Annotated in this window: 6 protein-coding genes; all 6 read left to right on the forward strand. The window is 74.3% G+C overall.

Annotation, left to right across the window (positions count from 1 at the left end; all coding sequences use genetic code 11):
• The first annotated feature begins 321 nt into the window (after window positions 1-321).
• Entirely contained in the window at window positions 322-4,335 is a 4,014-nt protein-coding gene (locus tag QA802_RS16915; protein WP_334534699.1) for an FHA domain-containing protein, read from the forward strand.
• Window positions 4,336-4,432: 97 nt separating this feature from the next.
• Window positions 4,433-5,809: an ABC transporter substrate-binding protein gene (locus QA802_RS16920; RefSeq protein WP_334523181.1), complete on the forward strand. Its 1,377-nt coding sequence runs from the start codon at window positions 4,433-4,435 to the stop codon at window positions 5,807-5,809.
• A 69-nt stretch (window positions 5,810-5,878) separates the two neighbouring features.
• Window positions 5,879-7,162: a carbohydrate ABC transporter permease gene (locus QA802_RS16925; protein ID WP_334523186.1), complete on the forward strand. Its 1,284-nt coding sequence runs from the start codon at window positions 5,879-5,881 to the stop codon at window positions 7,160-7,162.
• A 20-nt stretch (window positions 7,163-7,182) separates the two neighbouring features.
• Window positions 7,183-8,010, forward strand: coding sequence for a carbohydrate ABC transporter permease (locus tag QA802_RS16930; RefSeq protein ID WP_334534701.1), 828 nt, complete (start codon window positions 7,183-7,185; stop codon window positions 8,008-8,010).
• 157 nt (window positions 8,011-8,167) lie between these two features.
• Window positions 8,168-10,444 (forward strand): bifunctional glycosyltransferase/CDP-glycerol:glycerophosphate glycerophosphotransferase, encoded by a 2,277-nt coding sequence (locus QA802_RS16935; RefSeq protein ID WP_334523189.1) that lies wholly within the window; start codon window positions 8,168-8,170, stop codon window positions 10,442-10,444.
• A gap of 178 nt (window positions 10,445-10,622) precedes the next feature.
• Window positions 10,623-12,869 (forward strand): bifunctional glycosyltransferase/CDP-glycerol:glycerophosphate glycerophosphotransferase, encoded by a 2,247-nt coding sequence (locus QA802_RS16940; RefSeq protein ID WP_334523192.1) that lies wholly within the window; start codon window positions 10,623-10,625, stop codon window positions 12,867-12,869.
• The last annotated feature ends 4 nt before the right edge of the window (window positions 12,870-12,873 follow it).

Genomic DNA, 12,873 nt, shown 5'->3' on the forward strand with positions numbered 1-12,873 from the left:
GGTCCCGCTCGGCTGTCCTGCCGGTGTTCCGACCCACTGTAGTGCCGCGATGCGGACACGGGGCGGTCGTCACATTTCGAAGGAAAGACGTTTTGCCCGGTCGTCCTGGTTGCCCGAGCCGGACGTGACCGATCTCAACTGATCATCGGCGGCACACTTGTCCGGCACTTTTGCGGGCAGAGCCGACCAATCAAGATCACTTGTCCCCGGCGGGTGGGCACGTTGTCAGTGACAGGTGCGAGGATGCCTGCAGTACTGGCCGCTGTGCTCGTGTGGGGTGGGGGGAAGCCCGCGCCCGTGCAGAAGGGACCGCTGACGGCGATGCAGATCCGGCTGACCGTCGTAGACCCGCAGGGCCCGCCCGGCCCGTCAGCCGACGTCCGGGCCCGGGCCGCGAGCTGCGACGTACTGGTCACCGCTCCCGCCGGCACGGCTCTGGCCGCGGTGGCGTCCGCGCTGGCCGCCGCCGTCTGCGGGGAGGGTTCGTCCGCATCGTCGTCCGCCGCGGTGGTCGTGCTGTACGCGGGCGTGGAGCGGCTCGACGGCCGGCGGTGCACGCTCGGCGAGCCCCCGCTGATCGACGGCGCGGTGCTGTCCCTGGGCGCGCCGGCCGACCCCGAGCCGCATCCCGAGGTCGACGAGGCCCCGGCCCGCCTGCACGTGGTGGCCGGGCCCGACGCCGGCGGGGTTCATCTGCTGCATGGCGGCCAGGTCCGGGTGGGCCGCTCCGCCGACGCCGACATCCCGCTGGACGATCCGGACGTCTCCCGTCTGCACTGCGCGGTGACGCTCTCGGCCGACGGCCGGGTCACGGTCGCCGACCTCGGCTCGACGAACGGCACCGCGTTGGACGGCACGCGCGTGCAGGCCCGTCCCGTGCGCCTCGACCCCGGCGCCCTGCTGCGCGTCGGCGAGTCGGCCCTGCGGCTGGCCCCGCGCGGCGGCCCTGGCCCCCGGGTGGCGACGACGCCGGACGGCGAAGGGCACGTACGGGTGCCCTGCGGGGACACGGCGGCCGCGTCCACGGCCGAGCCCACCGCCGGGCGACCGCCGGTCGGCGCATCGACGGACGGCACACCGGGCAAGGGCGGCCCGCTCGGCCGGCCGGACGCCTCCTCGGGAACGAGCCTTACGGGGCACGTGGGACCGGCGGGGTCGGCGGGGCCGACCACATCGTCCGGGCTCACCGGGACCACCGGGCCGTCCGGGCTCACCGGGCCGTCCGGACCCGCCGATTCCGCCGGGCCGTCCGGTGAGACCGGCCACGCCTATGGCACCGCGGAGTGGAACGCCTCTGGGGACGTCCGGGGCGAACGGCTGCGGGGCGCCCGGGACATCCCCCTCGCGTCGCATGTCGTGCCGGGCCAGGGCGCCGCGCCGCGCATCGAGAACCGGCCCGCCGGCGACGGACCCGCGCGCGCGACGGGCGAGGGATCCGCCGCCACCCACGGCGGCCACGCGGGCCTCGGGTCGTTCACGGCCGCGTACGACGAGGGCGCGCGCGGCCCGCACACCACCCACCCCGCGACCCCCCACTCCGGCTCCGGCACACCCGCCGGCTCCTTCTCTCCGCTCGGTGACACCCCCGGCGGCCCAGGCGACCCCGGGGAGGGCGGGCACGCCGGCGCCGGCCGTAAAGGCACCCCCTTGCGCGGTACCGACGTCCCCGCGGGCGTGCGCCGGCGCGGCGGGCTCTCCGCCTGGGCGCGGCGGCTGACCGCAGGCCGCGGCGGCGGCCAGGACGAGGCGGCCGCCGACGCTCCCGACGAGGCGACGGCCACGGCCGAGGACCGGCCGTCGGCCGCCGTGCCCGCCGCGCCCGAGACCTGGCCGGACCCGGCGGCGTTGCTGCTGACGGCGCTGGGCCCCGGCCCCCGTCTGTGGGAGCGCGGAACGGGGCACCCGGAGGCGCTCACCGTGCGGCTCGGCACGGCCGACCGGGCGGCGCCCGACGGCTCGGGGCTGCTGCCCGCCGTGCCCGTCACGGCGGGGCTGCGCGAGGTCGGCGCGCTCGGCCTGGCCGGGCCGCGCCCGCGGCTGTCCGGGCTGGCGCGCGCGGTGCTGGCCCAGCTCGCCGCGCTGCACTCCCCCGACGCCCTGGAGATCGTCCTGATCAGCACGGACCGGTCGCGTTCCGAGGAGGAGCGCAGCGCCGAGTGGTCCTGGCTGGGCTGGCTGCCCCATCTGCGCCCCGGACACGGACAGGACTGCCGGCTGCTCCTCGCCTACGACCGCGACCAGGCCACGGCCCGCGCCGACGAACTCCTGCGCCGGCTGGAGGACTCCCTCGCCGACACCGCGAGCGGGTCCGGCGGTGCGAGGGCGAGCGGAACAGGCGGGTCCCGCGGCGCGAGCGGCGTAGGCGGCGCGAGCGGCGTAGGCGGCGCGAGCGGCGTAGGCGGCGCGAGCGGCGTAGGCGGCGCGAGCGGCGTAGGCGGCGCGAGCGGCGTAGGCGGCGCGAGCGGCGTAGGCGGCGCGAGCGGCGTAGGCGGCGCGAGCGGGCCCGGCAGGACGGGACTGGGCGGAACAGGCGGGTCCGTCGGCGCGAGCGGGCCCGGTAGCCCGAACGGCGCAGGCGGGTCGTGGGGCGGCGGGACCGGCTCGGTGCCGGCGCCCCGGAGCGCGGGTCGCCGTCCCTCGTGGGCGGTGCCGGAGGAGTCGGCCGACGGCGGCTTCCGCGGCCCGTACACGGTGGTCGTGGTGGACGGCGACCCCGGCGGCGCCGATCTGCGGGAAGCGGTGGCACGGCTGGCGGCGGCCGGTCCGCGCGCCGGGATACACGTCGTGTGCCTGGCCGAGACGCCCGCCGCCTCCCCCTCCTCACCGGTGACCGACACCTACGAGGCGGCCTGCGCGGCGGCGCCCACGTTCCGCGCGTGCGGGGCCGTCGCACTGCTCAGCGGGGACGTGGCGACGGCGCTGCGGCTGCTGCGGGTCGCGCCGGCCGGGGCGCGCACGGAGCGGCCCGGCCCGGTGGGACCGGGCACGGTCGGCGCGGTGGACGCGGTCTCCGCCGCCTGGGCCGAACGGTTCGCGCGGGCGCTGGCGCCGCTGCGCCCGGACGGCGCGGGAGCGGGCGACCGGCACCCGCGGGTGTCCGCGCCGCTGCCGCCGTCGGCCCGGCTGCTGGACGAACTGGGTCTCGCCCGGGCGACGCCCGCCTCCCTGATGGCCCGCTGGGCGGACGCCGCCGACGACACCGGTGCGCTCGGCGGACGGGTGTGGGCCGTGCTCGGCGCGGGCCCGCGCGGCCCGGTCGGGGTGGACCTCGTGGCCGAGGGCCCGCACATGCTGATCGAGGGACCGGGCGGCAGCGGGCGCACGGAGCTGCTGCGGGCGTTCGTCGCCTCGCTGGCCGCCGCCGAGCGCCCCGAGCGGCTCGGAGTGATCCTGCTGGACGGCCGCGACACCGTCGGCAAGGGCAGCGCCGGCGACGGCCTGCGGGTGTGCACGGACGTCCCGCACGTCAGCGCCCACCTCACCGCCAACGACCCGGTCCGGATGCGGGAGTTCGCGCAGTCGCTGAGCGCCGAGCTGAAGCGGCGGGCCGAGCTGCTGGGCCGCTCCGACTTCGCTGAGTGGCACACGCGGCACACGCACCGAGCGGTCTCCGGCCGGATCGTCCCCCAGCGCGCGCCGGGAACACCCCCGGCCGGCGCGGGCGCGGGCGCCGCCGACCTGGACACCCCGCCCAGCGCGACGCTCCGGCTGCGTCCCGGCGCGGCCACCCGTCAGCGGGCCGAGACGCCGCCCCCGCTGCCCCGCCTGGTGGTCGTCGTCGACGATCTGGACGCGCTCGTCTCCCCCGCCCTGGGCTCCCCGGGCCGGCCCGCCGCCGGCTCTGTGATGCGCGCGCTGGAGGCGGTGGCCCGCGAGGGCGAGCGGCTCGGCGTCCACCTGGTGGCCGCGACCGGGCCCGGCGGCCGGACCGCTCAGTCCGAGCCGGTCCGCCGTGCCACCGTGCGCGTCACCCTCGACGCGCCGGGCTCCGGCCCGGACGAACCGGCGCCGGGCCGCGGCCGCCTCCAGTGCGCGGACGGCCGTACGACGCCCTTCCAGGGCGGCCGGGTCACCGGTCGTATCCCCCGCACGGCGACCCTGCGCCCCACCGTGGTCCCCTGGACTGGCGGCGCATGGGCGATCCGCCCACCCGCAGACCGGTGCGGGAACTGGGCAACGGCCCCACCGACCTGGCGCTCCTGGCCAGCGCCCTGGAGAGGGCGGCCGGCCGGCACACCGCCCGGTCCAGCCCGTCGGGGGTGTGAGGCCCGGCCGCCGGGGGCCCGCCGCGCCGGAGTCACTCACGATCACGACGTGGTCACGATCCCCGCTTGACAGCGTGGGCGGTCTTGCCGACCCCCGGCACCCGGCGTAGACCAGTTGGCACGGGACAGCGCTCAACGTTCGACGACGAACGAAGAACGGGGCAGTGATGCGCGGTATGAGCAACACCATCCGGACACGCAGGACCGTGAGGGCGGCGGCCACGCTCCTGGCGGGGGCCCTGGCGCTCTCGCTCACCGCCTGCGGCAGCGACGACGACAAGAGCAGCGACGGCGGCGCGACGCCGAAGGAGAGCGGCGCCTCCGTCAGCCTTCCCAAGCTGGACGGCAAGAGCCTGGAGGTGGCCGCCGTCTGGACCGGCGCCGAACAGGCCAACTTCAAGAAGGTCCTCGCGGAGTTCGAGAAGCGGACGGGCGCCAAGGTCACCTTCGTGCCCGCCCAGGACCCCATCATCAACTTCCTGGGTTCGAAGGTCGCGGGCGGCCAGCCGCCGGACGTCGCGATGCTCCCGCAGCCGGGCGCCATCAAGCAGGCCGTGGACAAGGGGTGGGCGAAGCCGCTGGGCGCGGCCGCGCTGAAGGAGCTGCAGAAGAACTACTCGCAGGGCTGGCAGGACATCGGCAAGATCGGCGGCAAGCAGTACGGCGTCTACTACAAGGCCGCCAACAAGTCGCTGATCTGGTACAACGCCAAGGTCTTCGAGAACGCGGGGGCGTCCGAGCCCAAGACGTGGGCCGAGCTGCTCACCACCGCGCAGACGGTGTACGACTCCGGTGTCACACCGTTCTCGGTGGGCGGCGCCGACGGCTGGACCCTGACCGACTGGTTCGAGAACATCTACCTCTCGCAGGCGGGCCCGGAGAAGTACGACCAGCTGGCCAAGCACGAGATCAAGTGGACGGACCCGTCCGTGAAGGCCGCGCTGACGACGCTGGCGCAGGCGTGGGGCAAGAAGGACTACGTCGCCGGCGGCGCGGCCGGCGCGCTGCAGACCGACTTCCCGACGTCGGTGACGCAGACGTTCTCCGGCGGCGACCAGCCCAAGGCGGGCATGGTCTACGAGGGTGACTTCGCGCAGGTCAACATCGTGCAGGCCGGCGCGAAGGTCGGCACGGACGCGAAGGTGTTCCCGTTCCCGGCGGTCGGCGACAGCTCGCCGGTGGTCTCCGGCGGTGACGCGGCGGTGATCCTGAAGGACTCCGAGGCGGCCCAGGCGCTGGCGACCTTCCTGGCCTCCCCGGAAGCGGCGACCATCCAGGCGAAGCTGGGCGGCTACCTCTCGCCGAACAAGAACGTGCCGGATTCGGCGTATCCGAACGCGGTGCAGCAGAAGATGGCCAAGTCGCTGATCGCGGCCGGCGACGACTTCCGCTTCGACATGTCCGACCAGGCCCCGCAGGCCTTCGGCGGCACCCCCGGCAAGGGCGAGTGGAAGGCGTTGCAGGACTTCCTGAAGAACCCGACGAACGTGGCCGGCACCCAGGCGACCCTGGAGTCGGGCGCGGCCGCGGCGTACGGGAACTGACGCGGCGTGACGACGCCCGCGAAGGCGGGGGCTCCGGGAGCCCCCGCCCCTCCTCGTCTCCGCAGGAGCGTGACCGGCACCCGCAAGGCCGTGGCGGCGCTGTTCCTGCTGCCCGCTCTCGTGCTGCTCGGCGCGCTCGTGGTCTACCCGATCGGGTACTCGGTCGTGCGCAGTTTCTACGACCAGTCCGGCGACGGCCTCGCCGGATTCGACAACTACAAGGCCCTCTTCACGGACGACGGCATCCGCACCGCCCTGAAGAACAACGTCATCTGGGTGGTGTTCGCGCCGACGATCGCGACCGCGCTCGGTCTGATCTTCGCGGTGCTGACCGAACGGGTGCGCTGGGGCACCGCGTTCAAGCTGGTCGTCTTCATGCCGATGGCGATCTCGATGCTCGCCGCCGGCATCATCTTCCGGCTGGTCTACGACCAGGACCCGGACAAGGGCGTCGCCAACGCGGTGTGGGTGGGCGTGCACGACACGTTCGCCGAGGCGTCGGCGTTCCCGAAGGCGCACCCGGGCCGCGACTCGCCGCTGCGGCCGCAGCAGGGCGGTGGCTTCGTCACCAGGTCGGCGGTGCGGGCCGGCGAGCCGGTCGCGCTTCCCCTGGTCGGCGTCGCCCCCGACCAGATGCCGAGCGACGCGAAGCGGGCCGTGGCGGCGCCCGCCGAGCCGGGGAAGGTCACCGGCACCGCCTGGCAGGACTTCACCCGCGGCAAGGGCGTGGGCACGCTCGGTGCGCCCGACCCGTCCGAGCAGGGCTACCCCGGGATGCGGATCGAGGCGGTGAAGGACGGCAAGGTGGTCGCGTCGACGAAGGCCGCCGACGACGGCACCTTCACGCTTCCCGCCGAGGCCGACGGCGCTCTCCTGCGGCTCCCCGCGAGCAACTTCACGGAGGCGTACAACGGCCTGGACTGGCTGGGCCCCTCGCTGGTCACGCCGGCGATCATCGGGTCGTACATCTGGATGTGGGCGGGCTTCGCGATGGTGCTGATCGCGGCGGGTCTCGCGGGGGTGCCGCGCGAGCTGCTGGAGGCCGCACGCGTGGACGGCGCCAACGAGTGGCAGGTGTTCCGCAGGGTCACCGTGCCGCTCCTCGCGCCGGTCCTCGCGGTGGTCGCCGTCACCCTGATGATCAACGTGCTGAAGGTGTTCGACCTGGTCTTCATCATCGCCCCGGGCTCCTCGCAGGACGACGCGAACGTGCTCGCCCTGGAGCTGTACCGCAAGGGGTTCTCCGAGGACCAGCCCGGCGTCGCCAGCGCGATCGCGGTGTTCCTGCTGCTGCTGGTGATCCCGGTGATGTGGTTCAACGTGCGGCGGCTGCGGCGGGAGGTGCGGCGGTGACGAAGCGACTCGCCTGGGTGATGGAGAAGCTCAACAGGGGGCTGGTCCGCGCCTTCCTGATCGTCGTCGGCCTGTTCTGGCTGGTGCCGACCGTGGGGCTGCTGATCTCCTCGCTGCGGCCCCCCGAGGACATGAGCGCCAGCGGCTGGTGGGAGGTGTTCGCCAAGCCCTCCCAGCTGACCTTCGACAGCTATCAGAAGCTGCTGGAGAACGGCGACATCACCGACTCGCTCGTCAACACCGCGCTGATCACGGTGCCGGCGACGGTCCTGGTGGTCGTCATCGGCTCGCTCGCGGGCTACGCGTTCGCGTGGATGGAGTTCCCTGGCCGCGACTGGTGGTTCCTGGGCGTCGTGGGGCTGCTGGTGGTGCCGGTGCAGGTGGCGCTGATCCCGATCGCCGAACTGTTCGGCAAGATCGGCCTGTTCGGGTCGATCATGGGCGTGGTGCTGTTCCACGTCGGGTTCGGGCTGCCCTTCGCGGTGTTCCTGCTGCGGAACTTCTTCGCGGAGATCCCGCGCGAGCTGCTGGAGGCGGCCCGTCTCGACGGGGCGGGCGAACTCCGGCTGTTCGCACGGGTCGTGATGCCGCTCGGCGGGCCGGCGATCGCGTCACTGGCGATCTTCCAGTTCCTGTGGGTGTGGAACGACATGCTGGTCGCGCTGGTGTTCAGCGACGCCGGCAGCCAGCCGATCACGGTCGCCCTGCAGACCCAGGTACGGCAGTTCGGCAACAACATCGACGTGCTGGCGCCCGGCGCGTTCATCTCGATGGTGATCCCGCTGGCCGTCTTCTTCGCGTTCCAGCGGCAGTTCGTGTCGGGGGTGATGGCGGGCGCGGTCAAGTAGCCGCGAGCGGCGGGGCGGACCGGACAGTGTCACCGGTCCGCCCTGCTCCGTTCACCCGTAATTCCCCCGTATGCCACAGAAACCGTAACCACGTCACTCCATCGGCCGTTTCCGGGCAAGGCCCTGTCTACCGCCCGCGCCGACCCATGGATGTCCCTTGCCCAGGTTCAGTGTCATCGTTCCCGCGTACAAGGTTCAGGCGTACCTGCACGAGTGCCTCGAGTCGGTGCTGTCCCAGTCGTGCGCCGACCTCGAACTGATCGCCGTCGACGACTGCTCGCCGGACGCCTGCGGCGAGATCATCGACGAGTTCGCGGCCCGGGACTCGCGGGTGCGTGCCGTGCACCTGCCGGAGAACGTCGGTCTGGGGCGGGCCCGCAACGCGGGCCTGGAGCGGGCGACCGGCGACTACCTGGTGTTCCTCGACTCCGACGACACGCTCACCCCGGGCGCGTTGCGCGCGATCACCGACCGGCTGCGGGAGACGGACGAGCCGGACGTCCTCGTCTACGACTACGCGAGCACGTACTGGACGGGTGAGTCGGTCCGCAACAAGTTCGCCGACCAGCTCGACCAGGCGGGCCCGGCGCCGTTCCGGCTGGCCGACCGGCCGGGGCTGCTGCTGGTGATGATGGTGGCCTGGAACAAGGCATACCGGCGGGAGTTCGTCGAGCGCGAGGGCCTGGTCTTCCCGCCCGGCTACTACGAGGACACCCCGTGGACGTATCCGGCGCTGCTGGCCGCCACGTCGATCGCGACACTGGACCGGGTCTGCGTGCACTACCGCCAGCGCCGCCGGGGCAACATCCTGTCCACCACCAGCCGGGGCCACTTCGACGTCTTCGAACAGTACGACCGGCTCTTCGCGTTCCTCGAGCGGCGCCCCGAACTCGCCCACTGGCGGCCGGTGCTGTTCCGCCGCATGATCGACCATCTGTCGACGGTGTTCACCAAGCGCGACCGCCTGCCGCGTGGCTCGCGCGCCGAGTTCCTGCGCGAGGCCCGCGCCCACTACCGCCGTTACCGCACCCCCGGCGCCCCCCTCCCGCTGCGCTCGCGGCTGCGGCACACCCTGGTCCACTTCGGCGTGCACCGCGTCTACCGGGCGCTCCAGGCGTCCATGACCGTGCGCCGGCGCACGCACAAGGCCGTGTCGAAACTCGCCCGCGCCCTGAAGGCGGCCGTCCTGCAAGCCCATTACCGGGTGCAGCTGCGGTTGCCGCTGCGCGCCGACCGGGCCGTGTTCGCCGCCTACTGGGGCCGCGGGCACAGCTGCAACCCGGGTGCGCTGGAGGCCGCGTTCCGCACCTTCGCGCCGCAGGTGCGCACGGCGTGGGTGGCCCGCCCCGAGCACCGGGGCGCCGTCCCGCCGGGGCCGCGCCAGGTGCGCCCCGGCACGGCCGCGTACTGGACGGCGCTGGCCCGCTCCAAGTACCTCGTCAACAACGTCAACTTCGACCGGCGGCTGGTCAAGCGCCCCGGCCAGGTCTTCGTGCAGACCCAGCACGGCACTCCCCTCAAGCACATGGGCCTGGACCTCCAGGAGCGTCCGGCGGCCGCCCGTGACATGGACTTCGCGGAGCTGCTGCGTGGCGTCGACAAGTGGGACTACGTCCTGTCGGCGAACCGTCACACCACCCTGACCTGGGAGCGGGTCTACCCGGGCCGCTACGAGACCCTCGAGTACGGCTATCCCCGCAACGACGTCCTGCTGCGGGCGACCGGGGCGGACGTGGCCCGGCTGCGCGAGTCGCTGGGCATCCCGCGCGGCACGGTCGCCGTGCTGTACGCGCCCACCCACCGCGACTACCGCCGCGTCCAACGCTGCCACCTCGACCTGGAACGCGTCATGCGCCGGCTGGGACCGCGCTTCGTCGTCCTGGCCCGCGCCCACTACTGGCAGGAGAGCCCGCTCGAGCGCGGCACGCCCGGCGTCATCGACGTCAGCGACCATCCCAGCGTGGAGTCCCTCTGCCTGGCGTCGGACGCCCTGCTCACCGACTACTCGTCCCTCATGTTCGACTACGCCAACCTGGACCGCCCGATCGTGATCCACGCCGACGACTGGGAGGCGTACGAGGCGGCCCGCGGCACCTACTTCGACCTGCGGTCCTTCCCGCCGGGCGCGGTCGCGCGCAGCGAGGACGAACTGGTCGACATCTTCACCACCGGGCACTGGCGCGGCTCCCGCTCGGCGCAGCTGCGGGCCGCGTTCCGTGAGCGGTTCTGCCCGCACGACGACGGACGGGCCGCCGAGCGCGTCGTACGGCGGGTGGTGCTGGGCGAGACGGCCGTGCCGCCGGCCGTGCCGCTCGCCGAGCGCCGTCCGGCGCCGTCCGCCGCGCCGTCGGAGGCGCCGGCCGGGTCGGGGCGTGCGCCGCTCGCCACGGTGCCGCATCCCTCCGGTCCGCCGGCCGTCACCGAACGCCGCTGACCACCGTTCGCCCCCCGGGAGTCCCCCATGCCCACCGGCTCGTCGCGGCCGACCCCGACCCGGCCCCGCACCTGGCGACCGGCCGGTCGCCCCGGCCGGGTCCGTAAGGCCTGAGCATCAGGCACCTCACCGAGCAGCCCCACCGAGCAGCCCACCGAGCAGACGGAGAAAGAGCAGCATGCCCCGCTTCAGCATCATCGTCCCGTCCTACGGCGACGGGGGTCCCCCCGGCCGAGTGGATACCCGGCTGGGGGAGGGCAGGCTGTCCCTGGCGCTGGACTCCGTGCTCGCCCAGTCCTTCGGCGATCTCGAGCTGATCCCGGTCGCCGACGCACCCGACGCCGTGGCCGCGGGCACCGCCGTCCGGTACGCGGCGCGCGACTGCCGGGTGGCGCCCGTGCAGGCGCCGCCCGCGTCGGGCCCCGCCGGCGTCCGCAACGCCGGGCTGCGGGCGGCGACCGGCGCGTACGTGCTGTTCCTCGACGGCGACGACACCCTCGCCCCCGGCGCCCTGGCCGCGCTGGACGCGCGCCTTGCCGAGACCGGCGACGTGGACGTCCTGTACGCCGAGCACGAACGCGTCCACTGGTGGGAGGGCGGGCCGCACGCGCCGTCGGCCGCCCTGCCCGCGAGGACTCCGGCCGGCGCCTTCGCCCCCGACGAGGCCCCCCTGCTGACCGGGCTGCATCTGCCGGTGTGGGGCACGCTCTACCGGCGCTCCTTCCTCGCCGAGCACCGGCTCGCCTTCCCCGACGGGCACTTCACGGACGTCGGCTTCGGCGGCCTCGTCAGCGTGCACGCGGGCCGGGTCGCCGTGAGCCGGTCGGTCGTCGTACGGCATCTGCTGCGGCGTCAGGGCGACCCGCTGAACCGGCCGGGCGCGCACCACCTGGAACTCCTGGACCAGGCCGCTCTGGTGCTGACCCGGGCGGCCGAGCAGGGGCTGTCCGAGGACCGGTCGGGGGCGCTGTTCGACCAGCTCTTCGCGGCCGTCCTGAAGACCGCCGCGCATCCGGCCCGGCTGCCGGGACGCATCCGCCGGGCCTTCTTCCGCCGCGCGCGCCGGCTGTACCGGCGGCACCGCCCGGCCGGTCACCGCAGGCCCGCCGGAAGCCTCGGGGTGCAGCACCGGCTACTGGCGGCCGGGGCGTACACGGCGTTCCGGCCGCTGCGCGGCGCTAACCGGAAGGCGTCGTCGGCTCTCCGGCGCATCCCGCGCGCGCGGGGCCTGCGCACCCGCCTGTACTACCGGCGCCAGCTGCGCCGCAGCATCGATCCCGGCCTGGCCGTGTACTGCGCCTACTGGGGCCGCGGTTACGCCTGCAACCCGGCCGCGATCCACGCCAAGGCCGCCGAACTCGCCCCGCACATCCGCTCGGTGTTCCTCGTCGAGGCCGACCGGGCGCACACCCTGCCGGAGGGCGTCGAACACGCCGTCATCGGCAGCCGCCGCTACTGGCAGGTGCTGGCCCGCGCCAAGTACCTCGTCAACAACGCCAACTTCGAGGGGGCGGTCGTCAAACGCCCCGGCAGCGTGCACCTGTCGACGCAGCACGGCACACCGCTGAAGAAGATGGGCGTCGAGCAGGCCGAGCATCCGGTGGTCGCCGCCACCACCGGCAGCTTCGAGCGCCTCCTCGGCCGGATCGACCGCTGGGACTTCAACCTCAGCTCGAACCGGCTCTCCACCGAGGTGTGGGAGCGGTCCTTCCCGTCCTCCTACGAGATGCTCGAGTACGGCTATCCGCGCAACGACGTCTACTACACCGCGTCCGCGGACGACGTACGCCGGGTGCGCCGACAGCTGGGCGTCCCGGAGGGCGCCACCGCGGTCCTGTACGCGCCCACCCACCGCGACCACGACGCCGGATCCGACTCCCGGCTCGACCTCGGGGCGCTCTGCGACGCCCTCGGCGACGACTTCGTGATCCTGCTGCGCGCCCACTACTTCCACGACGACGAGCGGGCCCGTCCGCGCGACGGGCGGATCATCGACGTCACGGCGCACCGCTCGTCCGAGGACGTCTGTCTCGCGGCGGACGCCCTCGTCACCGACTACTCGTCGATCGTCTTCGACTACGCCAACCTCGACCGGCCCGTCGTCGTGTACGCCGACGACTGGGACGTGTACCGCGAGACGCGCGGCGTCACCTTCGACTTCCCGGGCTCCCCGCCCGGACCGGTCGCCCGCACCCCGAAGGAGCTGGCCGACGTGTTCCGCTCCGGCCGCTGGGCCTCGGCGGAGGCGGCCGAGCTGCGCGCCCGGTTCCGCGCCCGCTTCTGCGAGTTCGACGACGGACGCGCCGCCGAGCGCGTGGTGCGCCGGGTGCTGCTCGGGGAGCCGGCCGAGCGCATCGAGCCCGCCGTTCCGCTCGCCCGGCGCACGCCCGCGCCCGCCGCCGTGCCGACCTCTTCGAGGAGCTGACTTC

The organism is Streptomyces sp. B21-105, assembly GCF_036898465.1.
Lineage (GTDB): Bacteria > Actinomycetota > Actinomycetes > Streptomycetales > Streptomycetaceae > Streptomyces.